28 protein-coding genes are annotated in these 26,057 nt (G+C 62.4%); 15 read left to right on the top strand and 13 right to left on the bottom strand.

All coding sequences use genetic code 11. The annotated features are described in order from the left end of the window. Positions 1-6 precede the first annotated feature (6 nt). Together AC1Q6C_RS06080 and AC1Q6C_RS06075 are read left to right on the top strand one after the other, a co-directional pair. A complete protein-coding gene (locus tag AC1Q6C_RS06080; protein WP_256519990.1) occupies positions 7-1,116 on the top strand; it encodes a DUF6670 family protein in 1,110 nt (369 codons plus the stop codon). A gap of 18 nt (positions 1,117-1,134) precedes the next feature. Beyond that, on the top strand, positions 1,135-1,710 hold the full coding sequence (locus AC1Q6C_RS06075) for a P-loop NTPase family protein (RefSeq protein ID WP_492666425.1): 576 nt from the start codon (positions 1,135-1,137) through the stop codon (positions 1,708-1,710). On the opposite strand, the gene AC1Q6C_RS06070 is transcribed toward AC1Q6C_RS06075, so the two are convergent. Together AC1Q6C_RS06070 and AC1Q6C_RS06065 are read right to left on the bottom strand one after the other, a co-directional pair. Further along, positions 1,693-2,139, bottom strand: coding sequence for a formylglycine-generating enzyme family protein (locus tag AC1Q6C_RS06070; protein WP_370334014.1), 447 nt, complete (start codon positions 2,137-2,139; stop codon positions 1,693-1,695). The genes AC1Q6C_RS06075 and AC1Q6C_RS06070 overlap by 18 nt on opposite strands. Before the next feature lie 224 nt (positions 2,140-2,363). Next, complete coding sequence (locus AC1Q6C_RS06065) at positions 2,364-3,884, bottom strand: PucR family transcriptional regulator (RefSeq protein WP_492666424.1); 1,521 nt, start codon at positions 3,882-3,884, stop codon at positions 2,364-2,366. Between the two features lie 175 nt (positions 3,885-4,059). Between AC1Q6C_RS06065 and AC1Q6C_RS06060 the strand changes: the two genes are divergently transcribed. After that, a complete protein-coding gene (locus tag AC1Q6C_RS06060) occupies positions 4,060-4,524 on the top strand; it encodes a nucleoside deaminase (protein WP_003940577.1) in 465 nt (154 codons plus the stop codon). Then, positions 4,521-5,852, top strand: coding sequence for a cytosine permease (gene codB, locus AC1Q6C_RS06055; RefSeq protein ID WP_162114564.1), 1,332 nt, complete (start codon positions 4,521-4,523; stop codon positions 5,850-5,852). The genes AC1Q6C_RS06060 and codB overlap by 4 nt, the downstream gene beginning before the upstream one ends. A 94-nt stretch (positions 5,853-5,946) precedes the next feature. Here the strand turns inward: codB and AC1Q6C_RS06050 are convergent, their stop codons facing one another. Then, positions 5,947-6,798, bottom strand: a complete 852-nt coding sequence (locus AC1Q6C_RS06050) for a mechanosensitive ion channel family protein (RefSeq protein WP_007729990.1) — start codon at positions 6,796-6,798, stop codon at positions 5,947-5,949. Between the two features lie 80 nt (positions 6,799-6,878). Between AC1Q6C_RS06050 and AC1Q6C_RS06045 the strand changes: the two genes are divergently transcribed. The 4 genes from AC1Q6C_RS06045 (at position 6,879) to AC1Q6C_RS06030 (ending at position 10,606) form a co-directional block, all read left to right on the top strand. Continuing rightward, entirely contained in the window at positions 6,879-7,517 is a 639-nt protein-coding gene (locus tag AC1Q6C_RS06045; protein ID WP_003939783.1) for a DUF2461 domain-containing protein, read from the top strand. A gap of 428 nt (positions 7,518-7,945) precedes the next feature. Further along, the gene (locus AC1Q6C_RS06040) at positions 7,946-8,938 is read left to right on the top strand and encodes an ABC transporter substrate-binding protein (RefSeq protein ID WP_007729992.1); all 993 of its coding nucleotides are present in this window, start codon (positions 7,946-7,948) and stop codon (positions 8,936-8,938) included. Positions 8,939-9,021: 83 nt separating this feature from the next. Continuing rightward, the gene (locus AC1Q6C_RS06035; protein WP_064687776.1) at positions 9,022-9,807 is read left to right on the top strand and encodes an alpha/beta fold hydrolase; all 786 of its coding nucleotides are present in this window, start codon (positions 9,022-9,024) and stop codon (positions 9,805-9,807) included. Between the two features lie 70 nt (positions 9,808-9,877). Beyond that, the gene (locus tag AC1Q6C_RS06030; protein WP_080552754.1) at positions 9,878-10,606 is read left to right on the top strand and encodes a Clp protease N-terminal domain-containing protein; all 729 of its coding nucleotides are present in this window, start codon (positions 9,878-9,880) and stop codon (positions 10,604-10,606) included. Here the strand turns inward: AC1Q6C_RS06030 and mqo are convergent. Continuing rightward, positions 10,590-12,032 (bottom strand): malate dehydrogenase (quinone), encoded by a 1,443-nt coding sequence (gene mqo / locus AC1Q6C_RS06025; RefSeq protein ID WP_050654569.1) that lies wholly within the window; start codon positions 12,030-12,032, stop codon positions 10,590-10,592. The genes AC1Q6C_RS06030 and mqo overlap by 17 nt on opposite strands. Positions 12,033-12,127: 95 nt before the next feature. On the opposite strand from mqo, the gene AC1Q6C_RS06020 reads away from it, so the two are divergent. Continuing rightward, positions 12,128-13,036, top strand: a complete 909-nt coding sequence (locus AC1Q6C_RS06020; RefSeq protein WP_042447004.1) for a LysR substrate-binding domain-containing protein — start codon at positions 12,128-12,130, stop codon at positions 13,034-13,036. 58 nt (positions 13,037-13,094) lie between these two features. On the opposite strand, the gene AC1Q6C_RS06015 is transcribed toward AC1Q6C_RS06020, so the two are convergent. Beyond that, positions 13,095-13,298 carry a cold-shock protein gene (locus AC1Q6C_RS06015; protein ID WP_003939930.1) on the bottom strand — a complete coding sequence of 68 codons (204 nt, stop codon included), beginning with the start codon at positions 13,296-13,298 and terminating at the stop codon, positions 13,095-13,097. A 377-nt stretch (positions 13,299-13,675) separates the two neighbouring features. Here AC1Q6C_RS06015 and AC1Q6C_RS06010 point away from each other — a divergent pair, with 377 nt between their 5' ends. Further along, positions 13,676-14,680: an ABC transporter substrate-binding protein gene (locus AC1Q6C_RS06010; protein WP_230359120.1), complete on the top strand. Its 1,005-nt coding sequence runs from the start codon at positions 13,676-13,678 to the stop codon at positions 14,678-14,680. Between the two features lie 46 nt (positions 14,681-14,726). Further along, positions 14,727-15,446, top strand: coding sequence for a dienelactone hydrolase family protein (locus AC1Q6C_RS06005; RefSeq protein WP_030536547.1), 720 nt, complete (start codon positions 14,727-14,729; stop codon positions 15,444-15,446). Here the strand turns inward: AC1Q6C_RS06005 and AC1Q6C_RS06000 are convergent, their stop codons facing one another. Continuing rightward, positions 15,447-16,172, bottom strand: coding sequence for an SDR family NAD(P)-dependent oxidoreductase (locus tag AC1Q6C_RS06000; RefSeq protein ID WP_230359119.1), 726 nt, complete (start codon positions 16,170-16,172; stop codon positions 15,447-15,449). A gap of 72 nt (positions 16,173-16,244) precedes the next feature. Between AC1Q6C_RS06000 and AC1Q6C_RS05995 the strand changes: the two genes are divergently transcribed. Beyond that, on the top strand, positions 16,245-16,784 hold the full coding sequence (locus AC1Q6C_RS05995; RefSeq protein WP_225320148.1) for a MarR family winged helix-turn-helix transcriptional regulator: 540 nt from the start codon (positions 16,245-16,247) through the stop codon (positions 16,782-16,784). Here the strand turns inward: AC1Q6C_RS05995 and AC1Q6C_RS05990 are convergent, their stop codons facing one another. Genes AC1Q6C_RS05990 through pcaH form a run of 6 tightly spaced genes read right to left on the bottom strand, consistent with a single transcriptional unit; the run spans position 16,785 to position 22,713 of the window. Continuing rightward, on the bottom strand, positions 16,785-17,996 hold the full coding sequence (locus tag AC1Q6C_RS05990) for an acetyl-CoA C-acetyltransferase (RefSeq protein ID WP_030536550.1): 1,212 nt from the start codon (positions 17,994-17,996) through the stop codon (positions 16,785-16,787). Positions 17,997-18,020: 24 nt separating this feature from the next. After that, the gene (locus AC1Q6C_RS05985) at positions 18,021-18,845 is read right to left on the bottom strand and encodes an IclR family transcriptional regulator domain-containing protein (protein ID WP_007730008.1); all 825 of its coding nucleotides are present in this window, start codon (positions 18,843-18,845) and stop codon (positions 18,021-18,023) included. Then, complete coding sequence (gene pcaDC / locus AC1Q6C_RS05980; RefSeq protein WP_231782582.1) at positions 18,842-20,023, bottom strand: bifunctional 3-oxoadipate enol-lactonase/4-carboxymuconolactone decarboxylase PcaDC; 1,182 nt, start codon at positions 20,021-20,023, stop codon at positions 18,842-18,844. Before pcaDC ends, AC1Q6C_RS05985 begins: the two co-directional genes overlap by 4 nt. After that, positions 20,020-21,348 carry a 3-carboxy-cis,cis-muconate cycloisomerase gene (gene pcaB / locus AC1Q6C_RS05975; RefSeq protein WP_030536552.1) on the bottom strand — a complete coding sequence of 443 codons (1,329 nt, stop codon included), beginning with the start codon at positions 21,346-21,348 and terminating at the stop codon, positions 20,020-20,022. Before pcaB ends, pcaDC begins: the two co-directional genes overlap by 4 nt. A gap of 11 nt (positions 21,349-21,359) precedes the next feature. Continuing rightward, entirely contained in the window at positions 21,360-22,001 is a 642-nt protein-coding gene (pcaG, locus tag AC1Q6C_RS05970) for a protocatechuate 3,4-dioxygenase subunit alpha (protein ID WP_030536553.1), read from the bottom strand. Continuing rightward, positions 21,994-22,713, bottom strand: coding sequence for a protocatechuate 3,4-dioxygenase subunit beta (gene pcaH, locus AC1Q6C_RS05965; RefSeq protein ID WP_007730015.1), 720 nt, complete (start codon positions 22,711-22,713; stop codon positions 21,994-21,996). Before pcaH ends, pcaG begins: the two co-directional genes overlap by 8 nt. A gap of 171 nt (positions 22,714-22,884) precedes the next feature. On the opposite strand from pcaH, the gene AC1Q6C_RS05960 reads away from it, so the two are divergent. Both AC1Q6C_RS05960 and AC1Q6C_RS05955 read left to right on the top strand, forming a co-directional pair. Continuing rightward, positions 22,885-23,631, top strand: coding sequence for a CoA transferase subunit A (locus AC1Q6C_RS05960; protein ID WP_007730016.1), 747 nt, complete (start codon positions 22,885-22,887; stop codon positions 23,629-23,631). Then, complete coding sequence (locus AC1Q6C_RS05955) at positions 23,628-24,275, top strand: CoA transferase subunit B (RefSeq protein ID WP_003940102.1); 648 nt, start codon at positions 23,628-23,630, stop codon at positions 24,273-24,275. The genes AC1Q6C_RS05960 and AC1Q6C_RS05955 overlap by 4 nt, the downstream gene beginning before the upstream one ends. A gap of 63 nt (positions 24,276-24,338) precedes the next feature. Here AC1Q6C_RS05955 and AC1Q6C_RS05950 read toward each other — a convergent pair whose 3' ends face one another. Continuing rightward, positions 24,339-25,217, bottom strand: coding sequence for an AraC family transcriptional regulator (locus AC1Q6C_RS05950; protein ID WP_064114170.1), 879 nt, complete (start codon positions 25,215-25,217; stop codon positions 24,339-24,341). Positions 25,218-25,371: 154 nt separating this feature from the next. Here AC1Q6C_RS05950 and AC1Q6C_RS05945 point away from each other — a divergent pair, with 154 nt between their 5' ends. Continuing rightward, complete coding sequence (locus AC1Q6C_RS05945) at positions 25,372-25,944, top strand: peroxidase-related enzyme (RefSeq protein ID WP_003940498.1); 573 nt, start codon at positions 25,372-25,374, stop codon at positions 25,942-25,944. The last annotated feature ends 113 nt before the right edge of the window (positions 25,945-26,057 follow it).

Below are 26,057 nucleotides of genomic sequence, written 5' to 3'. Positions count from 1 at the left end.
AGGGGCGTGACCGGACAAACCGTTGATCGTTCCGACCCTGTTCCCGCCACCCGCTCGCGCCGATTGTGGCGACCCGCGGTTCGGGCCTTGCTGGACGGCGCGCTACCGCTGATCGACAAGCGAATGGCGGAATCGGTACGCCCGTTCGATCGGCCCGACATGATGCGTCCGCACCTGGCTTCGCGGAAGTTCGCGTGGACGCACTACGGGATCTTCGTTCCCCGGCTGCCAGGGCCTCTCCGTTACCTCAACACCATGACGTTGATCGGTGCAACCGGGACGGTGGTGTTCGACAACGACTATCTCGCTGCACCAGACGCGCGAAACACCGCAACCGTGCTGAGTTCCACCGCAGCGCCGGGCCATCACTTCTACCGGGCGTACGACGCTGCCGATGAGTGTGCATTCGAAGAAGATGGTTCGCGAATCGCCTTCGGTGACAACCTGATCATCGAGAACAGCTATCCGAACTTCCGTGTCACCGGGCGATACGACTCATTCGACGTCGATCTCGAGATCGTGGCAACGGACCAAGCGTCGTGGTTCGTGCGTAATCCCGTCTACGACCACGTCAGTCTGCTGGCACAGTGCTCCGGAACAATTGCGAGTCCGGATGGACCGGTGAGTATTTCGGCTCCGTGCACCGTCGAGTACGCGCGGTGCATGACACCGCAATCGTTGACTCGCCGCGCGCTTCCCGAGTCGTGGAAGCTCCCGGCCGACTTTTTCACCTACCAGATCGTTCAACTGGACGACCGGCATCAGTTGTTGCTCACCGATGTTCGAGCGTCAGGGGTTTCGGCGTGCAAGCTCGCCTACATTCGGACTGTCGACGGTAGTGCGAAGGTCTTCGACGACGTCGAGTTCGACGTGCTCGAGTACGCCGACGCATTGCACGTCGACCCACAGGGTCGCGAGATGCGTGTGCCGCGCGTACTGCGTTGGCAGGTGCGCGATTACGGTAGGACGGTCGTGGAGTTCGAGGCGGAGATCGACTCGGAGTGGCGCTACGGTCACGGCAAGGGATACGTCGGCGCGTACACCTACCGGGGAAGCTTCGACGGTGCGTCGATCAACGGTACCGGTTACATCGAATGGGTGGACTGCGAAGTGTAAGGCCCCTAGGGTGTATCGGTGCCTTTCGTAGACCCCGCCGCGCTGACGATTCGTCCGCAGAAGATCCTTGTCGCGGGGACTTCCGGTGCCGGAAAGACGACTCTCGCCGGTCGAATCGGGCGGCTTCTCGAGATCGAACACACTGAGCTGGACTCGCTGTTCCACGGGCCCGACTGGATTCCGCTCGACAGTTTCGAAACCGAAGTACGACGCTTTTCCAGCGAGCCGGCCTGGGTGACCGAGTGGCAGTACGGTGCGGTGCGTCGACTTCTGGCCGAGCGTGCGGACCTGATGCTGTGGTTGGATCTGCCTCGGCGGACGGTGATGCGCCAGGTGATCACACGAACCGTGCGTCGGCGATTGCAGCGAGAGGTGTTGTGGAATCGCAACATGGAGCCGCCACTGCACACCATTCTCTTCGATCCGGATCATGTGGTTCGGTGGGCCTGGCGAAGCGACGGACGCAACGCCGAGCGAATGGCCACGGTTCTTGTCGATGTGCCGTCGTTGCCGATAGTTCGGCTGCGCAGTCGAGAAGAGATCGAGGCTGTGCTCGAAGTCCTCGGCCGTCTGCCCTCAGATCGTTTGAGCTAGGCGAAATCCCAGGTCGTCGATAGCAAACGTCGGGTGGCTTCGCCGCCTTACGGTAGCGCCGCAACCGCGCTCACTTTCGGCCCAACTGCCGCCGCGGAAGATCCGGTACGTGCCGTAAACCTCGGGGTCGTAGAGATCCCAGCACCATTCCCAGACATTGCCGATCATGTCGTACAGGCCCCAGTTGTTGGGTGTCTTGGTTCCGACGGGATGCGCTCTACCCTCTGAATTGTCGCTGTACCAGGCAATCTCGTCGATCTCGCCGTAGCGGTAGCCGGAGGTGCCGGCCTTGCATGCGTACTGCCACTCAGCCTCGGTGGCGAGCCGGTAGCCAGTTGCGCCCCGGTCCCACTGCGGAGAATCGGTGTCGACGTCTCGATATGCGGGTGTCAGACCGTCCGCGACCGAAAGTGTGTTGCAGGTTGCGATGGCGTCCTTCCATGAAAGGTCGACCGCTGGTTTGCTCGAATCGTCCGACGAATCTCCGTGAAGCAGCGCCCTGGTGGTGAGATGGCGTGCGAGGCGGAAGGATTCGACTTTCGAGGTCTACGCAGTACCTTTGCGGTCGTCCCGAAGGTGCACCTCGCCGGCAGGGATCTCGATCATCAACTCCGCTGCTCCGGTCATTCGTTCATCATCGCAGAGGTTGTCGCTCACCCGGGGAGACGCTCGAACGCTGCTTGTGGATCAAGGCCGGTGCGCATGCGCCATGCGGTCAGCGCAAGCCCGAGGCAGACCACCTGTGCCGGATCGTCGAGGGAAACACCCATCAGCTTCTCGATACGCGTGAGCCGTGCATAAAGCGACTGACGCCGAATGCCGAGGAAATCCGCGGTTCTCGCCTTGCCGCCCCGATGTGCGAGGTACGCGTCGAGCGTTCGGACGAGATCGGCGGAATGTGCTGTGTCGTATGCGATCAGCGAACCGAGTTGCTCGGTTACGAACATGGACAGCGAAGCGGGAGTCGTTCCGACGGCGAGCAGTCGCTGGACGCCGACGTCCCTCGCGAGGATCACTCCGGTCCGGGTGCCGAAGCGCCGCGCGATCTGGACGACTTCGCGAGCTTGCGCGACCGCCGCCCCGACGCCCGACAGGTCCGCGACCGGCGTCGCCACTCCGAGCGTGCGTACCGCGGAACCGCCCGGCCCGCGGCGTAGCAGCTCGTCGGCTTCGGTGAACGCAGTCCGCACTCGAGCGGGGGATGCGGACGCCCACCCATGCGCGAGCACGATGACGTGATTGGCCGCAGTCCCGACGACACAGGAGCCGAGCACGGCCCGCACGGCGTCGCGTACTTGGTCAGCGAGCTCCCGAACCGGGGTTTGCCGATCGATGTCGACAGCGGCGACGAGGACGTGGTGCCCCTCCGACAACGGCGTCCACCCGGCCGCTGTCAGTCGCTCGGACAAGTCGCCGTGCGATGTGAGCACACCGCCCACCACGTCGGTGATCACCGATTGGGCGAGTGACTGTCTTGGGCCGAGATCGCCGTGACGGCCGAGTTCCAGAGCTACCGCGACGGCGGCGCAGTTTGCGACGGCGGTTCGGCGTCTGGTTGCCGGCCCGCACAGGACAAGTCGACCGAGTGAGTTCGTCGGGCCGCGTACGTCGTGGATAGTGCGTTCGGTCTCGGATCGCTCTGCGCCGGTTGTGCTGCGCTCGACGGTTCTGCCATCCGCGTCGAGCAGATCGACGCCGCACCCCGCGAGTCGTGACACCTTGTCGAGCAGCGCGGTCATGCCCTGGCCTGCAACCACGAGACTCAGAAGTTCTTGCCAGACAGGCTCGCCCGCTTGCGCCGAACCGAGAGTGCGGCGGAGCATGAGGTCGTGAAAGTCTTCGACCATCCGCTCGAAGGGCACTACTGCGTGCAGGGCCAAGAACGCGAGTCCCCGTCGGCGCGAAGCTTCGACGAGTTCGGGAGGGGCCGTGAGGAACGAGCGCCCGACTTCCATCGCGAGTGCGACGCATCCCGCGTCCGCCAATTGGTCGATGTAGGCGGTGAGCTGCTCGGGAGATCGCCCGTGCAGACCGAGGCCCGTGGTCAGAAGGACCTCACCTCCGGACAGCAGCCCACCCATCTCGTACACCTCGGACGAATGGACCCAGCGGACCACCGCGGTATCGATGTCGCCCGCGAGCACCTCGATTGCGGCGGCCTTGAACGAGGGCATCGCAAGAACTTGTCGCAGAGTCGGGAGCATTTCTATATCGTCCGCCGAGGGGGCACTTCGTCATAGAGCTAGTTCTGCCGAACTGACAGGTTGTCCCTTGTCGGGCTGTTACCACCGTGGTCGGATTGTGACACGAGCCACAATCGACGATTTTGGTCAGACTCCAGGAGCGCACATGAATCATCCGGCACACACCGATGAGTATTTTCTCGGACTTGCGATCGAACAGGCGAAGATCGGTTGGGAGGAGGGCGGCGTGCCGATCGGCGCGGCGCTGATTCACCGGGGCGAGGTTCTCGCAGTCGGACGTAACCGTCGGGTCCAGATGAACAGCGCCATCCGTCATGGAGAGACCGACTGCATCGAGCGCGCCGGACGACTGCCGGCCTCGGTGTATCGCGAGTGTGTCCTCTACACGACTTTGTCGCCGTGCTTCATGTGCGCCGGAACGGCGCGCCTGTACGAGATCCCTCGAATCGTGGTCGGCGAAAATCGTTCCTTCGAGGCATCGGAGGAATGGTTGCGCAGCAGCGGAATTCAGGTCGACGTCGTCGACGACGCGGAGTGTGTGGCACTGATGGACCGCATGCTGGCCGAGCGCCCGAGCCTGTGGCTCGAAGACATCGGCGAAGTTGTATGAGCAGCGCCGTCGAACCTGCGACGGTCGCAGGCGATTCGGAGAGCCCAGGCCCCCCGGTCGATCCAGACTATCCCGTCACTCCGGTTCCGCTTCATGCACGAAAGCCGTTCTTCTCGCTCGCAGTCGTGTTGTTGGGGTTCACCATCTTCACGCCGACGATGTTGGCCGGAGCAGCGCTCGGTACCGCGTTCTCGTTCTGGAAACTGATGGTGGTGATCGCCGCCGGATCCGCCATCTTGGGGGTCTACGTCGCCATGATGGGGTTCGTCGGAGCCCGAACCGGACTGACCACAGTTGTGATGGCGCGCTACAGTTTCGGCACTCGCGGGTCCAAGCTCGCTTCGATCCTGCTGGGCGGTACTCAGATCGGCTGGTACGGCGTCATCATCGGCACGATCGGCGATCTCACCGCCCAGGCGCTGGGCTGGGATTCCTACCTCGCCAGGGCGTCGGTGATGATCGCGGCGAGCATCTTGATGTGCGTCACCGCCTGCTACGGCTACCGCGGAATGTATTGGGTCTCGCTCGTCTCGACGCCCTTGATCCTGGCGTTGGCCTGCTGGGTCGTGTTCAGGTCCCTCGAAGAGGTCGGTGGATTCTCCGGCCTGGTCTCGGTTCAACCGCAGACGACCATGACGATCGCGCTCGCAATCACCACTGTCGTCGGCACGTTCGTATCGGCGGGAACGCAAGCGCCCAACTGGACCAGGTTTGCCCGTTCCGGATCACAAGCGGTGTGGGCCTGCGTTATCGGGTTCCTCCTCGGAAACGGATTGATGATCCTGTTCGGCGCCATCGGAGCCATCACGTTCCACGAGGGTGACTTCGTGTTGATCCTCTACAACCTCGGGCTTGTCGGCTGGGGCCTGGTCTTGCTGTTCGGAAACCTCTGGAAGAGCAACGCAGACACCGCATACGCATTCGGAGTGGCCGGTGCCGAACTGTTCAGAAAGCCCCGCAAGACCCCGTTCGTCATCGGTGGATGTGTGATCGGCACGGCGCTCGCTCTGACCGGTGTGCACAACCATCTGGTCGACTACCTGAGCCTGCTCGGAACTTTCATCCCGCCATTGGGCGGCGTGATCATCGCTGACTTCCTGTGCCGGTGGCGGCGAGGCATCCCCGAGGGGTACACCCCGCAGCCGGTCCACTGGCGAAACCTGGCCGTCTATGCCGTCGCAGCGTTCCTCGCTTGGCTTTCCGGTGAGTTCGAGGTGGGAATCCCGCCGCTGATCGGAATCGTGGTAGCCATTGCACTGACGATGTTCCTGCACAAGGCGTTTGGCAACAGATCGGCAGATCGGGAGGTCTCGACCTCCACCGTCTGAATCATGCTTCAGGCACCAGCGAGCCCCCGGCGGTATCGACCGCGCCGGGGGCTCGCGCACTTGATGGAAAGGGCAGACGCTTCCGTCTCAACCGTCATCGCAGAACAGGCAGGTACGGTGCCTCGATACCCTGCTCTTCGAACGCAGTCAGAGCCGAGCGCGCAAATGCGCGCTGGACTGCCCATTGGCGCCCAGGCTTGACCTGCGCCGTCACTCGAATGGTAATTGCCTCGGCAGTAACCGAATTGACTCCCAGCATCTCCGGCTTGTCGATCATGTCCGCCCTGATCGGTTCGGACTCTGCCGCCTCGAGGACAGCTCGCGTCGCCACCTCACACGCTTTGTGCACGTTCGCATTGTGGGCGATCGGGAGATCGAGAACTGCAGTGGCGTAACCCTGACTCATGTTGCCCACTCGCAGGATTTCGCCGTTGCGGCAGTACCACAAGGTGCCGTTCACATCTCGAATCGTGGTGACGCGCAGGCCCACTGTTTCGACGGTGCCGACCGCGTCGCCGAGATCGACGACGTCGCCGACACCGTACTGATCCTCGAGCAACATGAAGATGCCGGAGAGGAAGTCACGCACCAGGTTTTGTGCACCGAAACCGATGGCAAGGCCGATGACTCCGGCGGATGCGATGAACGGCGCGACGTTGATCCCGAGGATGCCGAGAATCTGCAGCACACACCAGACCAGGATGACGATGGACACCGTCGATTTGAGTACCGAACCGATGGTCCGGGCTCGCTGCGATCTGCGCTCGTTCACCTTGGCGTTCGGAGACTTGCGAGGCTTCGACATTCGATCGATCCCGCGGTGCAGTGCGAAGCGCAGAACGACTGCGAGTGCCACGTAGATCGCGATCTCGACGGGTCGGTGAATCAACCAGTCTCGGTTGGTATCGGTCAGTTCCCATGCTTGTATTTCGGAAATCATCTCCATGCAGTCTACGGATTCGGGCCGATCCGGGCATCGGTGCAGGGCAGACGGTCCAAAGCCGAACAGGCAGCTAGGCTTACGTCATGGCTGCGTTCACTGGCATACCCGTTGCTGCACTCGATTTCTACGAAGACCTGGAAGCCGACAACAGCAAGACCTGGTGGGCAGCGCACAAGGAGACGTACGACGAAGTGGTTCGTCGTCCGATGGCGTCGTTGACCGCAGCGTTGGAGGACGAATTCGGCACGGCCAAGCTCTTTCGGCCGTATCGTGACGTTCGATTCTCGAAGGACAAGATCCCGTACAAGACGCACCAGGGAGCGTTCGTCGGTCTCGCCGAGAGCTGTGGCTACTACGTGCAGATCGACGCGGCAGGGTTGATGGTGGCCGGTGGTTTCTACGCCAGCAGTTCGGAGACCATCGCGCGTTATCGTGCGGCTGTCGACGACGACGTTCGAGGCCCGGAGCTCGAGAAGATCCTGGCCTCCGTCGAGAAGGCCGGATTCACGATCGGCGGCGACAAGCTCAAGACGGCGCCTCGCGGATACACGGTCGATCACCCGCGGATCGAATTGCTGCGTCACAAGTCGCTGACTGCTGGTCGTAGTTACCCAAGCCCGTCGTGGCTGGACAGCGCCAGGACATTGAAGGAAGTTCGCACAGCGTGGCGCGCACTGACGCCTTTGGTCGAATGGTCCGGACAGGTGCTCGGACCGAACTGACCGTCCGACAGAAAAGTGTGACGTAGCCGTAGGAGAGTTCACCTCGAGTTCATCAAAACCCGAGACGCCTGGGGCTAGCGTGGTGTGTGTAACCGAAAGTTTCGGCCCCGCTTCGAGTCGCAGCGCCGCAGTTCGAAGCCATTTTCTCTCGATCGACATCGTGAACAACCCGTGTCAGTGGAGACCATCATGGCTATGTTTCTCGCTCTCGTCCTGATCATCTCGGTCCTCGGAATCGTCGGCACCTACCTCGCGTTCAGTGCGGTCTACTTCGTCGAGATGCGCAAACTCGACAAGTAAGGGGTGCGAATTGGCCTGATTCGACTATTTCTGGGCCGATCGCGACGACCCTCCCTGCGTACGCTGTTAGGGCATCCTTATCCGCTCGCAACAGTGGATGATTCATTTCTTTTGGAGGTTCGACACGCATGCCCGCTCAATCCACGCTCTTGCTTCCCGAGGGCTACTCCGACAACCGCCTCGTTTCGGACCTCACACGTCGGCAGTTCGGCTTCGGTGCCGGGATCGCCGGGCTGGGCGCGTTCCTGGCGGCCTGCGGTGACAGCGGGAGCAGTTCGGGTGAAACCGAAATGCGTTCTGTGACGACACCTCTCGGAACGTACGACATTCCTGTCAATCCGAAGCGGGTTGTCGCGATCGACTCACGGCTCGACCTGGAACCTGCTGTAGCGCTGGAACTTCCGCTCGTCGGTTACACGTACGCCCAGGCGACACCGTGGGTGCCTATCGATTCGTCGGTACCGTTCCTGTCGGAGATCCCCAACCGCGAGCAGATCTTGGCGCTCGAGCCCGACCTGATCGTGTGCCTGAACTACGAGAGCGAGTGGTGGCCGGTGGCCGAGATGTCCACCATCGCACCGGTTCTGACGACAGAGTTCACCGACGACTGGCGCACAAACCTCTCGCGGTTGTCGGGCTGGCTCGGTCGAACGGCCACACTCGATCGATTGACGCTCGACTACGACAATCTGATTTCCGACATCCGCAGTCGTCATGCCGAGAAGATTGCGTCCAAGACCGTCGCCAGTGTCTCGTTCATGCCGGACACGAACACGCTGTACGTCACGAGCATCCGTACCTCCGAGAAGGGCGACAAGCCCAGCGACATGACGCTCGGCGACATCGGTGGCAAAACCGCCACCTCGGAGGGGCTCGATCCCGAGGGCGGCGTCAGCCTCGAAGGCCTCGACGTGCTGGCCGGCGTCGACGGCTTCATGATCACCGAGAACGAGGACAGTGCCGCGTACCAGGCATTGGTGGCGAGCAAGCTGTGGCAGCGACTCCCGGCAGTGCAGGCGGGCAACGTCACCAGTCTGGGTGGCTCTACGTTCTACGGTTCGATCTACACGATTTCGTACGTGGCACAGGGTTGGGATGCCCTGTACAACAAGATCAGCTGAAGCCTCTGCCGACCGGACCGATGAGTTTAGGTAACGCGGGCGGTCTAATCAGGTAGGCATTGACCAGACCTGAGGAGATCGACGTGCAAACAGAGCAATCCCCAGCGGTAGTGCAATCCCGCGACGGTACGACCATCGCATACGAACGCTCCGGTGCCGGACCAGCAGTGGTCCTGGTCGCCGGAGCGTTCTGCGACCGCGGATGGTTCGATTCCCTGGCTGCAGAGTTGGCGGCGGACTTCACGGTGTACTCGTACGACAGGCGCGGACGCGGGGACAGCGGTGACAGTCGCGCGTTCTCGATCGACGCCGAGGTGGAGGACTTGCGAGCGGTCGTCGCTGCCACCGGTGAAACACCGCTCGTTTACGGATTGTCGTCGGGTGCCGCGCTGGCTTTGGAAGCCGCTGCGCAGGCCGTTCCGATGCGTAAGCTCGCCGTCTACGAGGCGCCGTACATGGACGACGACCAGCGTGACGAGACTGCCCAAAGTGACCTGGAGCGATTGATTGCGGGCGGCGACAGGGAAGGTGCTGTGACGCGTTTTCTGGATCTGACCGGCGCGTCTCCGGAGATGGTCGACGAGATCAAGCGGAGTGCCGATTGGCCCGACATGTGCGCCATCGCGCACACCTTGCCTTACGACGTCGCGGTGTGTGATCACGGCTGCGAGTCGCTCGATTGGCTGGCCTCGATTACCGTCCCCACGTTGGTCATGTACGGCGGTGACAGTGGTCAATGGGCGCCTGCTTCGGCAATGCGAATTGCCGCACAAGTCTCGGGGACAAAGACTTTGGAGATCCCCGGTCAGGGCCACGGCGTCGCCGACGACGCTATTGTCCCGGCTCTGCGTGAATTCTTTTCCGGCTGAGCACTGGGCGGCGAAAACGATCGTCAACCTAGGGTTGACGTTTTCGATTGCGTCAACCTATGGTTGACGCATGAGTAAACCAGTGGAAATGACCAACAAGGTTCGACTCGACGACCTCATCGACGCGATCAAGAAGGTGCACACCGATGCTCTCGACCAACTCTCCGACGCCGTGATTGCCGCTGATCATCTCGGTGAAGTTGCAGATCACCTGATCGGTCACTTCGTCGACCAGGCGCGCCGGTCGGGAGCGTCGTGGACGGAGATCGGCGCGAGCATGGGTGTCTCGAAGCAGGCTGCGCAGAAGCGTTTTGTTCCCAAGGCGCCGAGTGATCAGAAGCCGATGGATCCGAACGAAGGGTTCAACCGGTTCACTCCCCGGGCGAAGAACGTCGTCATGGCCTCGCAGAACGAAGCCCGCGCCGCCGGTAACGCAGAGATCCAGCCGGAGCACCTGCTCCTGGGGCTCGTCGAGGAGCCTGCCGGGTTGGCTGCGAAGGCGATAGTGGCGCAAGGGGTGGAGCTCGGATCCGTCCGAGCTGCAGTGGCCGGTGTACTACCGACTCCGACTTCCGAACTACCAGAACTCATTCCGTACGACGCTCGTGCGCGCAAGGTCCTGGAACTGACGTTCCGTGAGGCTCTTCGCCTGGGCCACAACTACATCGGAACCGAGCACATCCTGCTCGCGCTGCTCGAACTCGAAGACGGATCAGGTGTTCTGGCTGATCTCGGAATCTCGAAGTCGGTGGCGGAGTCGAACATCGTTGGAGCACTGGCCGTCATTCAGGATCAGTGATCGGTGTCAGTGCCGGCATCAATTCCTTAAGTGCCGGCATCCATTGCTCGATGTGGCTCGGAAAGCACTTGGCGAGTACGTCCGTCATCACAGATGGTGCAACCGAAGCTCCCGGCGATGCACCCAGGAGACCGGCAATCGATCCCTCTGCGCTGGTGATTACCTCTGTGCCGAATGTCAGCATCCCGACCTTTCTCGGGTGAGGCTTCACCAATTGGGCGCGCTGCCCGGCCTGAATCAGCTTCCAGTCTGCGGGATCGGCCTCGGGATAGAAGCGTTGCAGTGCGGCAAACTTGCGCCGTTTCGATGACAGTAATTGGCTGAACAGGTATCGGACGAGCGAGATGTTCTGTATTCCGACAGCAAGCAATACTGCGACGTTTCGGAATCGGATCGTAGCGAACAAGTCAGTTAGCTTGCCATGCTTGAGGAGTCGTGTGCTGAAGGTGGCATACGGTCCGAACATCAATGACGGGCAGCCGTCGACCACACGCCTGTCGAGATGGGGGACCGACATCGGTGGTGCTCCGATCGCGGCCTGGCTGTACACCTTCGCGTTGTGGGAGTCGACGACGGTGCGTTTTTCGGTATGCAGGAACTGGGCTCCGAGTGGGAACACCGCATAGCCTCGAACCTCGGGAACTCGCGCCTTCTGAAGAAGCCTGAGCGCGTACCCGCCTGCGCCGACGAAGACGAATCTAGATCTCAGTTGGAACTGAATGCCAGAGATAGTGTTTCGCCCACAGATGAGCCACGTGCCGTCTGTCATGCGCTGGAGTGATGTTACGTCGTGGCTCGTGCGGATGCGTGCACCACGATTTGTCATGGTGTGAAGCAGTTCTCGGGTCAGAGCACCGAAGTCCACGTCTGTACCTGCTGCGTATCGAGTCGCAGCTATCGGTTCGGAATCCATTCGGCCGCGCATCATCAGCGGCGCCCAATTATTGACCGTCTGAGGATCTTCTGTGTACTCCATGGCTGAGAATTCGGGTAATCCATGTAGCGTGGCGTGGCGCTGACGTAGATATTCGATGTCTCGTTTGCCGAAAACGACGTCCATGTGAGGGGTTGGGTTGACGAACGATGGGGTTTGTTTCAGCTCGCCGGTTTCCGCGAGTGATCCCCAGAATTGGCGAGACAGGTGGAATTGGTGGCTGATCTCTACAGCTTTCGCGGGGTCGCTGGGGTCGGGCATGTAGTTCAGTTCGCATAGGCCCGAATGGCCGGTTCCTGCGTTGTTCCACGCGTTGGAGCTTTCGCCGGCGGGTTCGCCGAGCCGTTCGAGTACCTCGATGGACCAATCGGGTTGGAGTCTTGCAATCAATGTACCCAGCGTTGCCGACATGATCCCGGCGCCGATGAGTATTGCGTCGAGTGGGGGCTCTTCGGAACCAGGTTTCAATCCCGACGGTGGCGACGTGAACATGGGCGGCCTTTCCTCAGAGGTTGGGGTGTATGTGCATCGTGGCCCCAAACAGACTCATCCGTCCAATGAAGAAACCATCGGTTTATGATCCGAATATGGATGAGTTTCGATCGGCTGAAGTAGAAGGGCTGGCGCCGCTTCTGGCGGCCTTCGATGTGGCCGCGGAGGAAGGCCACATCACGAGAGCTTCCGACCTGCTCGGGATTCCTCAGTCCTCGCTCAGCCGGAGATTGAAGACGCTCGAAAAGACGCTGGGATTTCAGCTTTTTCAGCCGGTTGGGCGCCGGGTTGCACTGACCTCGGCAGGGCGCGAATTACACGAACTAACTAGCCGCCTCGTCAAGGAGCTGGACAACGCAGTAGGTCTGGTCCGTAGTAACGCGGATCCGGAGGGTGGCCTCGTACGATTCGGGTTTCCACTGACATTGGGCCCGATCAGCGTCCCGTCGCTGCTCGCAGAGTTTCACGAGGCGGCGCCGCGGGTGCGATTGAACCTTGTGCAAGCGCATGGGGAATCACTCGCGCAAATGGTCCGAGACGGGCGTCTGGATCTTGCCGTGATGATTCCAGCGCCGGAGGACTTGCCTACAACGCTGTTGGGGCATCAGCAAATACTCCTGCATGTGGGTACTGGACATCGATTAGCGGCGAGAGATTGTGTCGACCTCGCGGAACTGGTCGACGAGACATTCATCGCGAGTCCGCCCACCTATCACCTTCGGATGTTGCTCGACTCTTGCTGTATGCAAACCGGATTCGAGCCGAGGGTTGCATTCGAGATCACGGAGTTCGAAACGATTCGTGCCCTGGTCTCGCGTGGTCTCGGTATCGCGTTGCTCCCCGTCGCCGAGGTCGATCACCCGGATCTCGTCGCTGTTCCGGTAACGGGCGTTCGCGATCGAACCATCGCGTTGGCCGTCGGCAATTACCGCCTGACGCCCGCCGTAATTCGACTGCGTGATCACCTGATTGCTCGTGCAACAGCGCTTCTCGGGTCGCCGTAAGGACAATGCAGAAGAGGGCCGCACCCTTGCGGGTGCGGCCCTCTTCTTGTGTCACTGATCAGACAGCGCGCACATTGGTGGCCTGAGGACCCTTCTGGCCCTGGCCAACCTCGAACTCCACACGCTGGTTCTCGTCGAGCGACTTGTAGCCGTTGCCCGAGATTTCAGAGTAATGAACGAACACGTCCGGTGTTCCGTCGTCGGGAGCGATGAAACCAAAGCCCTTTTCGCCGTTGAACCACTTCACGATGCCCTGTGCCATACCGATACTCCCTACAAACTCGATCCGGGCCCTCACATCGAAGTCCCGATCTCGATATGTCTATCCTCCCACGCCGCGCAAGTCGAACGGTGGGCGACGTGCAAAAGACGGTAATTCGGAAGCTTTCGAGGAGGGAATGGCAACTGATTTTCGACGCTGGAGCGACCCGATCGCCGAAGGCAGGGACTGGTGGCTCGCCCAACTGCCTGCGGTGATAGATCAGCGGGAATGTACTTGTCCGCTCGAGAACGGTCCATTTTGATCGCTCCGATCTCTCGGAATCGCAAACGTAGGAACCCTATGGAAGATGAGGGTGGGCTAACCTCTCTTTCGCTGTGCCCTCGGCGCGCGCAGCAGCCTAGAAGGAGAGTGCATACATGTACGGTACGATTTGTGAATCTACGACGTCTGAACTGGTGGACCAGCTCAGTCGCCGTGGGTTCTTCGGGGTCGGCGCAGTGGCAGCGGCCGCCATCCTTGCGGGTTGTTCGACGGCGTCAGATGCCGCAGACGCCGGTGAGCAACGCCAAGTCGTCAATGCGCTCGGCACCACCACGATCTCGGGGAAGCCGGAAAGGATCGTTGTTGCCAGCGACTTCACGGATCTGGAATTCCTGCTCTCGCTCGGCGTTCACCCAGTCGCCTACGGCAACACAGGATCGTGGGACCGCGGTTCACTGCCTTGGCAGAGCACCGCGGGAATAGCCGACCTCGAAAGCTTCGGCACCACAGGCGAAATCAACCCGGAAATCATCGCGCGCTACTCGCCGGACCTCATCATCGGAATGAAGACTTATCTCGAACCGGCAGCCGAGAGGCTGAGTCAGATCGCGCCGGTTATCGCGCTGGACTGGACCACCTCGTGGCGTGACGGCGTCGCCACGGTCGGGCAGGCCGCATTTGTCGACGAGGCTGCTGCTGCAGCGATCGCCCGGACCGACGCTCTGATCTCCGACACCGCAGCTTCCCTGAACGGCTTGGGTGGCAAGACGATCATGATCGGCTCGATGTACGGCGATCAGTTGTATGTGCAGGGGGATGCCAGTGCGCCCGGGGTTCTGCTGCGCGAACTCGGACTCGACTATCGCGGATACAACGCCGAGCAGATGACTGCGCTGTCGATGGAGCAGGCGGAGGTACTCGCACCCGCAGACATTTTGCTCAGCCTCGCTTCTGATCAGGAAGCGACGACGAGGTTGGAGAACTTCGCAGTTTTCCAGAACCTCCCCGCGGTGAAGGCGCGATCCTATGTGCCGGTCGAACTTCTGCTCTCGAATGCCTTTGTCGATAATTTCGGTCCACTGAGCGCGCCGTACGCCTTGCCGCAGCTCGCCGGGGTCTTGACCGGGCTTGCGGCGGGCCAGGGAAAACAGCTCCCCTGACCTCGCTTCCGAGCCTATTGACGCCGCGTCGGCCTAGCATCGAAACATGGTGGACATAGATCTGACGGGCCGCGCCGCAGTAGTCGGCGGATCACAACCGCTGCGAGCGATACTCGAAACCCCCACTACCCCCGGCCCGTGGCCGGGGGTAGTGATGATTCACGAGGCCTTCGGGCTCGAGGAGGTGATGCAGCGGCAAGCCAAGCGGCTGGCCGCTGCGGGATTCCTGACGCTCGCTGTCGACCTCTACAGCGCGGGCGGGGCGAAGCGGTGCCTAGTGCCCACCATGACGTCGATGCTTCGAGGACACGGCAAGGCGTTCACCGACATCGAAGTCGCTCGCAGTTGGCTGGTGGAATCCCCGGACTGCACCGGAAAGATTGGTGTCATCGGATTCTGCATGGGCGGCGGCTTCGCGATGGTCAGCGCCGGAGATTTCGACGCTGCCTCGGTCAATTACGGTCAGCTTCCACGCAAACTCGATGAGGCCGTGGTGGATGCGTGCCCGATCGTCGGGAGTTTCGGAGGCAAGGACTTTTCGCTCCGGGGCGCGGCAGCGAAGCTGGAGACGGCGCTCAGCAATGCCGGTATCGAGAACGACGTCAAAGAGTACCCCACCGCCGGCCACGCGTTCCTCAACGACGCGGAGGCCGGACCCAAGGTGCTTCGTCCTTTGGAGCGCATCCTCGGAATCGGTCCCGATCCTGTTGCAGCGCAGGATGCCTGGAAGCGAATCGACTCGTTCTTCGAGCGCCACCTGGCGTGATCAGCGACTGGTTCTCTCACCGCCGTTGACTGCCAATACCTGACCGGTGATCTGCCGGGCACCCGGTGAGGCCAAGAAATGGACGGCTGATGCGATGTCGTCCGGGGTTCCGGCGCGCTTGGTGCTGGTGGATTCGATCAGCATCGCGCGACGCTCGTCCGTCAGAAAGTCCCGGAAGAACTCGGTGTCGGCGATGTAACCGGGGGAGACGATGTTCGCCGTGATGCCTTCTGGGCCCAGTTCGGCGGCCAGATCGACATTCCACGTCGCAACTGCTGCTTTGGCAGCGCCGTACGCTCCAGCTCCCTTGTCGGCGGCAATCGATCCGATGGTGATGACGGCACCGCCACTGGGGATTCGATCTCGAACTGCTGCTGTGGTCAACACTGCCGAGATCAGATTGGAGTCCAGATTGGCCCGCCACCCGGCGGCCAGGGATTCCAGATCTGACGGCGCTTCGCGATCGAAGTCCGTGTTACCGCCGGCGCAGTGCACCACGACGTCGATGGTTCCCGGAAGTGAATCCTGCAGCCGCTTCAGGTCTTTCGGGTCGGAATTGTCACAAGTCAAGGCGTGAACAATATCGCCCAACTCCTCCGCGGTCTTTTCGAGTGGTTCCGTGCGTCGGCCGGTGACAAAAACGGTGTCTCCGTCTCGGGCGAACGCCGCTGCAACTGCGCGTCCGATCCCTGTTCCGCCGCCGGTTACCAGAACTGTGCGTGTCATGCCTACCTCCGTGAGCTACGTTTAGACCTATACGAAGAACGTATCATTTAGAGCTAAACGAGGTGTGCAGTGGTGGGCGACTACAACCCGGACGACGCGGTGGACGCGGTTGCCTTGGCGTGGCTTCGCGAAAGGCCGGGCACGCCCGTAGAGGGTATCGGCATCGTCACCAGGCTGTGGATGTGCGCCAAGCTGCTCGGTGAGGATCGCCGACGGGTACTCGCCTCGGCCGGTGCGGACACAGCGACGCTGGACCTGCTCAGTGTCCTGCGCCGATCCGGCGAGCCGTATCAGTTGACGACTCGCCAGATCACCGAGCAGACCGGAGTCACGGCCGGTGCAATCTCGCAGCGACTCGCGCGCGCGGAGAACGCGGGTCTGGTGGAGAGGTCTTCCGCCGCGGAAGGGTCACGAATAGTGCTCGTGACCCTCACTGCCGCCGGTCACGAACTGGTGGAGCAACTGGTGGACCGAGTCCTCGGCCGTGAAGCCGAACTGACGTCGATTCTCACCGAGCAGCAGCAGGCCGAACTCACCGACCTGCTGCGTGTCTTTCTCGACGGCCTACGCGGCGAACTCGGTGACTCCGGCGTCGCGCACGTCGGGGCTTGATCAGGACAGGCGCTCGAAGACCGCAGCCAGGCCCTGCCCGCCGCCGATGCACATCGTCTCGAGGCCGTAACGCGCTTCGCGACGGTCCATCTCGCGCAACAGGGTGGCCAGGATTCGTCCACCCGTAGCTCCGACCGGATGTCCGAGGGAGATGCCGGAGCCGTTGGGGTTGATGCGTGGGTCGTCGGCCTCGAGATTCCAACTCTGCAGGACTGCAAGTGCTTGTGCCGCAAAGGCTTCGTTGAGTTCGATGACGTCCATGTCCGCCAGGGTCAATCCGAGGCGGCCGAGTGCCTTCTCCGACGCCGGTACGGGGCCGATGCCCATGGTGCGCGGCGGAACGCCCGCAACGCTCCAACTCGCGAGGCGTGCGAGCGGTCGCAGTCCGAGGGTACGAGCTTTGTCGGCGGTGGTGACGATCGCCAGTGCTGCGCCGTCGTTCTGCCCGCTGGCATTACCTGCAGTCACGGTGGAGTCCGGGTCGATCTTTGCGCGCATGGGACGAAGGCGCGCAAGCGATTCCATCGAGGTGTCGGCGCGTGGATGCTCGTCGGTGTCGACGAGCAGGGCCTCGCCCTTGCGCTGCGGAACGGATACCGGAACGATTTCCTCGGCGAAGACGCCGTTCTTCTGTGCTGCGACTGCACGCTGATGGGACTGAACCGCGAGTGCATCTTGATCCTCGCGGCTGATGGAGAACTCGGCGCGCAGGTTCTCTGCCGTTTCGATCATTCCGCCGGGAACCGGGAAGTCACGTCCGCCGGCTGTGACGCGGGCGCGCGCGAGACGATCGCTGAGCGCAACTCCTTCACCCTTGACGCCCCAACGCATTCCGGTTGCGTAGAACTCGGCCTGGCTCATCGACTCGGCACCGCCGGCGAGGACCAGGTCACTGCCACCGGACTGAACCTGCATGACGGCCTGGATGACTGCCTGTAATCCCGACCCGCACCGGCGATCCACCTGCATGCCGGGAACATCGATGCCCAGACCCGCGTTGAGCGCCGCGATGCGTCCGATCGCCGGAGCCTCACCGTTCGGCGAAGCCTGGCCGAGAATGACGTCGTCGATCTCCGCGCCGGAAATGCCGGTACGCGTGACGAGTTCGGTGATCAGCGTCGAGGCGAGATCTTCCGGGGCTACGTCACGGAAGACACCGCCGAAGCGGCCGACAGGGGTACGGAGCGGTTCACAGATGACAACGTCAGGCATTGGTTCTTCCTTGGGTCTGCTCGGTCAGCGGGTGGCAGCCGAGTGATTGTTGGACGACTGAGTACGTCCGAGATCGACGGAGATGGCGTCCGCGGTGGCGACTGCGGCCGGAACCAGTTCACCGCGAACAGCTTCGGCGCTGTAGCGGGCGGCTTGGGTGGAGATGTTGACGGCCGCGACCACGTCACCGGTCGCGTCCCGGATGGGTGCGGCGAGCGAGCGCAGACCCTCTTCGAGTTCCTGATCGACAATCGCGAACCCGTCGGCGCGAATCTTCTCGAGTTCGGCACGCAGTCCGTCGGCGGTGGAGATGGTCTTGCCGGTCAGGCGGGCGAAGGACACTCGGGCGAGGTAGGCGTCCAGTGCGTCGTCCGGCAAGCCGGCGAGCAGAACTCGACCCATGGATGTGGCGTACGCGGGAAAGCGCGTGCCGATGGTGATGGACACCGTCATGATGCGGCTGACCGGAACACGAGCCACGTACACGACGTCGTCACCGTCGAGGATCGACACGGACGTGGATTCACGGACCTTGGCGGACAAAGCTTCCAGATGCGGCCCGGCAATCTCGGGGAGAGACAGACTGGACAGGTAGCTGTAGCCGAGTTCGAGGACGCGAGGCGTCAACCAGAACACCGAACCGTCAGTACGTACGTATTCGAGTTCGACGAGCGTGAGTAGGAAGCGGCGAGCAGTCGCACGCGTGAGATCGGTGTGCCGGGCAACCTCGCTGAGGGTGCGACGCGGGTGCTCACCGTCGAAAGCCTTGATGACGGAAAGCCCACGGGCCAGCGACTGCACGTAGTCCGGGGACGGTCCCGGCGCCTGCTCGCTGCTGTTCTCACTCATGTTGTCTCGTTCTCCTCAGGTTCGGCCGAGAGGTCCGCGAGTGCTTGCTTTCCCAGCGCAAAAGCCAAGTTGCTGTTCGGCACACCCGCATAGACCGCGGTATGGAGAAATACTTCCACGAGTTCGTCGGGATCGATCCCGGCACGCAGCGCAGCGCGAATGTGCATGTCGAGTTCGTGTTCGTTGCCGACGGCAGTGAGGATCGCGAGAGTGAGGAGCCTGCGGGTGTGGTGATCGAGGCCGGGGCGCGACCAGATGTCACCCCACGCCGTGCGAGTGATGAAGTCCTGGAAAGGGGCGGTGAACTCGGTGGCACCGGCAATGGAACGGTCGACGTGGGCGTCGCCGAGCACCTGGCGTCGTACGGTCATGCCGGCCGACACCGCGGCGCTACGTTGGGCGAGCGCAGATGTGTGCGAGGCAATATGCGTTGCAAGTAGTTTGGTGACGCGCCCGGCTTGTTCGACGTTGGCCAGGTGTGCGCCCGGATCGACCACGTGCAGTACCGCATCGGCGATGCCGTCGGCGATCGCACCCAACGTCGACGGAGGCGTCGCCGGATCCTGCTCGCCCGCGACGAGGAGCGTCGGAGCGACGATGCGGGCCAGGTCGTTGCGGCCGTCCCACGTCGAAAGCGCCTCGCAGCAGGCGGCATAGCCCTCGTCAGGTGTGGCTTCGACCATCGCGACGTGACGGGCGACAAGCTCCGGATCATTCTCGGCCAGTCCCGGCGTGAACCAGCGTCCGACGACGGCGGCCGCGATGGACGCGATGCCGTCCGCACGGACAGCCTGCGCACGATCGATCCACGGCTGAGCCGGGGCGAACTGCGAGGACGTGCACATCAACGTCAACGTCTCGACGCGAGTGGGGTGGTGCGCGGCGATCCATTGGCTGACAGCGCCGCCGAGGGAGAGCCCGACGAGATGTACGGACTCGAGTTCGAGCGAATCGAGGAGAGCGATGACATCGCCGGCGAGATCGGCAATTGAGTAGGGGCCCGCAGGCACCGGTGACTTGCCATGGCCGCGATGGTCGACGGCGATGACGCGGTACCGATTCGACAGCGCGTGAATCTGCGGCTGCCACATGGACAGATCGGATCCGAGTGAACCCAGGAGAACTACTGCGGGAGCATCAGGATTGCCGGTCTGTTGAAAGTTGAGCGCGACGCTCATCGAGATCCTCCTGTGGGGCGTTCGGCGAGGGCGCGGTCGACCAGATCGGTGGCGTGGCCCAGATAGTGTGCGGGGTCGAGTAGTTCGGCGATCTCGGTTTCGCTCAGGTGCTCTGCGATGGCGGGATCACGATCCAATCTGGTTCCGGAAGTGGCTGCCGCGGTGACGATGTCGCGCGCTCGATCAGTGTGTGCGGACAGGGCCTTGGTGACACGCTCGGCGAGAATCAGGCCACCGGTGATGTCGAGATTGCGAGCCATCGACTCGGTGTGTACTTGCAGGCCGGTGAGGCTGACGGAAAGCTGGTGCGCCGCTCCGCCTGCCAGACGCAGGAGATCGGTGACGGTTTCCCATTCGGCGTGCCAGGGGCCTGCAGCGCGGGCGAATTCGTGATCCATGTTCGACAGGGCTGTGGCGACCAGTGCGGGAGCACGTCGCGCTGCTGCGCGGGCGGTGATCGCCGCGACGGGATTCTGCTTGTGCGGCATGGCCGATGAGCCGCCCGGAGCGCTTTCGGCGACCTCGGAGAGTTCGGTGGACGCCATGACGGTGATGTCGGTGGCGGGCTTGGAAACAGCGCCGGCGACGATACCGAGGGTGGTCGCGAGTTCTGCGATGGTCACGCGGTCGGTGTGCCAGGGAGCAACCTGCCTGGCCAGGCCGAGTTCGTCTGCCAGTGCGTCGGCGATCCTGAGCCCGTCGGGATACAACGCAGCGAGTGTGCCTGCGGCGCCGCCGAACTGAACCGGCAACGTGGACAGCACGATCTCGAGGCGGATCGCGGCGGCGTCGAGTGCCGTGAACCAACTCGAGGCCAGAAGGCCGAAAGTGGTCGGAAGTGCTTGCTGGCCCAGAGTTCTCGCGACCATCGGAGTGGAGCGATGGAGGCGGGCGAGGTGGGCGGCGGAATCGGCGGCGCGGGTCAGGTCGGCCAGAACCACCGCGCCCGCGCGTCGCGTCAACAGCATCAGCGCACAGTCCATGATGTCCTGACTGGTGGCGCCCGGGTGCACCACGGAGGCAGGCACACCTTCCTGTCCCACCCTTTCGCGCAGCATCTTCACCAGCGGAATGACGGGATTTCCGCCGGCGGCCGACGCGCGGCCGAGCGCCACGATGTCCAGACCGCCCGGTTGTGAGAGTTCGGCCGCGGCAGCAGCCACCGCGGCGCAATGTTCCCCGTCCGCCAACCCGACTGTGGCCATCGCACAACTCAGTGCGGCCTCCACGTCGAGCAACGCGGTGACCCACGCCTGGTCGGACAGGTGCTCCGATACGCGGGTGGCCCCGAACACCGGGTCGAACAGTGCGCCGCGAGTGGGCATGTGTACTCCTCTTACAGCTCGAAGAAGGGCGTCTCGACGCCGTTCGCGTCCTCGTCCTGAACATAGACCGTCCAGGAGTACCCACCGTCGACCTTGGTTGCAACCAGCTTCGCGCGTTCGGTTTCGCTCAGTGAGGACAGCACCGGATCTGTTGCGTGTGCGTCGGCGTCTTCGGGGAAGTACAAGCGGGTGACCAGGCGGTCGAGCATGCCGCGAGCGAAGACCGACACGTTCACGTGTGGGGCCTCGTCCGCATCCGTTTCAGTGGGCTGCGCACCGGGCTTGACAGTGTGGACCAATGCAGTGCCCGTGGGATCCGCTGCGCTGCGGGCGAATCCGCGAAAACCAGCCGGAGTGAGCTCCACTGCGCCACGGGGATCGTCCGGATGGTTGAAGCGTCCGAGCGTATCGGCCTGCCATGTTTCGATCATCGCGTCCGCGACGGGTGTACGGGCGCCGTCGATCACCGTGATGGCCAGCGTGATTCGTCCGGGGGTATCGCTCGGGGCAGCGTCGGGGCCGTCCGTCCAGGGGAGGCCGATGTGCCAGTACGGCCCGACGGTCTGAGAGGGCGTGACCCCGAAGGGGGCAGTGGTGAAGTCGCCGGGGACGACCGGATAAGTGGGTGCGGGCTTCGCGGTGTGATCAGTCATCGTGGTCTTCCTCGTTCTCGAATACGGAGGCATTACGGCCGCGCAGGACGATGTCGAAGCGGAACCCGAGAGCCCAGTTGGGGACTGTGGCGTCGTAGTCGAAGACGCTGACCATGCGGTGACGTGCTGCTTCGGGTACCGCGTTGTAGATCGGGTCCTGGAAGAACATCGGATCGTCGGGGAAGTACATCTGCGTCACGAGGCGCTGCGTGAATGCCGTGCCGAACAGCGAGAAATGGATGTGTGCCGGTCGCCAGGCATTGTCGTGGTTCATCCACGGGTAGGCGCCCGGCTTGATCGTGGTGAAGCTGTAGTGGCCGTTCGCGTCGGTGACGCAGCGACCCAGGCCGTTGAAGAACGGATCCAGCGGCGCGGGCCAGTTGTCGCCGGTGTGGCGGTAGCGTCCACCGGCGTTGGCCTGCCACACCTCGAGCAGTGTGTGGGGGACGGGTTTTCCGTCGCCGTCGAGTACGCGGCCGTGAACGACGATGCGCTGTCCCTGTGCTTCGCCGCCGTTGGCAATGGTCAGGTCGTTTTCGCCGGCGCCGACGCGATCCTCGCCGAATACCGGCCCGGTGAGCTCCGTGAGCCGCTGGGGGAGCAGCTTCAGCGGCTGCTTCGGGTGGCGAAGGGAAGTCGTCTTGTAGTCCGCGAAATCGGCCGGGGCGTTGACGCCAGTCGGCCGCTGGTACCTCGGCGGTAGATGCAGCATAGGGAACCTCGTCGTTCGGTTACGTGAAGTTGTTCGCAATGTGTACACGTGTTGCGCTCTGCGAACAGAATAGTTCGTAGATGTGACCCAGGCAATGCCGGGGGTGAAAAATGTTCGTTATGCGGACGGGGGTTCACAATACGTACGGGTCGCGCTACTGTGATCGACATGATGGACAAAGTCATTCCCACTGCTGCCGAGGCCGTCGCCGACGTGCCGGACGGCGTCACGATCGCTGTCGGAGGTTTCGGGCTCGTCGGAGTGCCGGAAATCCTCATCGATGCGCTCCTCGAGCAGGGCGCGACATCACTCGAAACGGTGAGCAACAACTGCGGCACCGACGGGTTCGGGCTCGGAGTGCTTCTGGAGAAGGGGCGTATCCGTCGTACTGTCAGCTCGTACGTCGGCTCCAACAAGGAGTTCGCGCGTCAGTACCTTTCCGGTGAGCTGGAAGTCGAACTCACGCCGCAGGGCACGCTCGCCGAGCGCATGCGCGCCGGGGGAGCGGGCATCCCCGCGTTCTTCACCCCGGCCGGCGTCGGCACCCAGGTCGCCGACGGCGGCCTGCCACTGCGTTACGACGGTAACGGCGGCATCGCAGTTGCCAGTCCGCCCAAGGAAACTCGTGACTTCGACGGCGTCACCTACGTGATGGAGCGCGGCATCGTCGCCGACTATGCACTGGTCCATGCCTGGAAAGGTGACCGGCATGGCAACCTCGTCTACCGCGCGAGTACCCAGAACTTCAATCCGGCTGCAGCAACGTCGGGGCGCATCACCATTGCGCAGGTCGAGCACCTCGTAGAGCCGGGTGAGCTCGACCCCGCCGAGATCCACACGCCGGGCATTCACGTTCAGCGTGTTGTCCACGTCGGCCCCGTGACGGTCGGCATCGAGAATCGGACGGTACGAGCATGACTTCTGTACTACCCACCAAACTCACCCGCGAAGAGATGGCGGCCCGCGTCGCGCGCGAACTCGAGGACGGGCAGTACGTGAACCTCGGCATCGGTATGCCGACGCTGGTTCCGAACTACCTCCCGACCGACATCACCGTTGTATTGCACTCGGAGAACGGCGTTCTGGGCGTGGGGCCGTACCCGACCGAGGACGAACTCGATCCCGAGCTGATCAATGCGGGCAAGGAGACCATCACCGTTCTCCCCGGTGCGTCGTTCTTCGACTCCTCAGCGTCGTTCGGCATGATCCGCGGCGGCCAGGTCGACGTTGCCGTGCTCGGTGCCATGCAGGTCAGTGCCACCGGAGACCTCGCGAACTGGATGATCCCTGGCCACATGGTCAAAGGCATGGGCGGCGCGATGGATCTGGTCCACGGCGCAAAGCGTGTCATCGTGATGATGGAGCACGTCTCGAAGAAGGGTGAGCACAAGATCGTCGAGAAGTGCTCGCTTCCGCTGACCGGTAAGGGCTGCGTCCAGCGAATCATCACCGACATGGCCGTGATCGACGTGACTGACGACGGTCTCCGCCTGGTGGAGACGGCGCCGGGCATCAGCGTCGAGGACGTGGTTGCTGCTACCGGAGCGAAACTGATTCTTTGACAGTCTGTTTCATCTGATGGCTCAGCCGCCGGGTCGTGACTTCCATCCGACCTGGCGGCTGTTTTACGCCCCGACGTCGCTCAGCTCGCTCTCGACCGGAATCCAGAGCTCGAACCGTGCGACGGTGAAATCGTCGTTGTATTCGGTACGCATGATCTCGGGACCAGGTACGGAGCGAAAAGGGTTGGCAGGGAACCATTCCGTGTAGATATCTCGCCACAAATACTGCACAGATTCGATTTCCGACCCGTCGGCGGTGAAGACGGCCCACGTGTGTGCGTCGACCGTCAGCAGATCGAAACCCGTGGGTGAAGGTTTGCCGGTGACCACTCCCAGGTAGTAATCCAGTTCTGTGCCTTCGGTTCTGGGATGCGCCAAATTGTCGACGACACTGACGATTCCCGCCGGGTCCTGATCGGAGAGCTCGCGCAACCCTCGCAACGCAACCTTGTCCACGGAGCGGGTGAAATCTTCGATCGCAGAATTGGGACCTTCGTGAACCAATGGAACCCGGGTCTTGAACCCGACTACCGTCAGGGCAGGTTTGTCCACAAGCATGTAGTCCATCGGTGTGGCTCCTTCCAGTGTCACGTGAATGACAAGTTTCTGTTGGGATTTGAGAACGGCGGGAGCGCGTTTGACCGCGCCGGGGCTCACGCCGTGAAATGCGGTGAACGCTCGTGTGAAGGCTTCCGCGGACGAGTAGCCGTACTTCACGGCGGTCTCCAACACTCCTGATCTGCTGACGGACAACTCGGCACCAGCCAGGGTGAGTCGACGTCGACGGATGTATTCGGATACGGGAATGCCGGCCAGGGCCGAGAACATCCTCCGAAAGTGATACTCCGAGGTGGTTGCCAGCCTTGCCATCTCGGCTGTCTCGATCTCGCCGCTCAGATTGCTTTCGATGTAGTCGAGCGCGCGGTTCAGTCCGTCGATCATCGTGTCTTCCTGTTCACGGGTTTCACGCTACGCAGATCACTTGGGCCGTACCCGACTATCCGTGCCCGAAAAAGTAGGGCAGGAAATGCATCTGGACAACTCAGTTAATCATCATTATCTTGAATCGAACATCGATGGCTGACCAGGAGGCACAGTGAGCACCCGTTTTCCGCAGGCTGAATTGACCGAGGTGCCCGAGGACATCGCCGCCAAGATTCTCGAGATCCAGGAGAAGTCGGGGTTCGTGCCCAACGTCTTCCTGATGTTCGCTCGGCGCCCAGCCGAGTTCCGGGCATTCTTCGCATACCACGACGCGATCATGCTCAAGGAAGATTCCGCACTCACCAAGGGTGATCGAGAAATGATCGTCACCACGATCTCTGCGGCCAACAAATGTACGTACTGCGTTGTCGCGCACGGCGCAATTCTGCGTATCTACGAGAAGAAGCCGCTGGTTGCCGACCAGGTTGCGGTCAACTATCGCACCGCAGAAATCTCCGATCGTCAGCGCGCGATGCTCGACTTCGCCACCAAGGTGAACTCCGCCTCGCACGAAATCGCCGACGCCGACTTCGACGCCCTTCGTGTGCACGGCTTCGGCGACGAGGACGCGTGGGACATCGCCGCGATCACTGCATTCTTCGGGCTCAGCAATCGCATGGCGAGTTTCTCCGGCATGCTGCCCAATCCGGAGTTCTACCTGATGGGGCGCGTTCCGCGGTCCTGATTCTTGCGGGTAGAGCAGCAGCTCTCAATTTTTCGGACCGACCGGTCGTAACGTCTGGAAGTCAGCCGACGAAGTAAAGGCTGTCCACGCCGGAATTGCCGTCTTCGTAAAGA

Source organism: Rhodococcus sp. MT28 (genome assembly GCF_058792695.1).
This window is presented reverse-complemented; position numbering and strand designations above follow the sequence as displayed.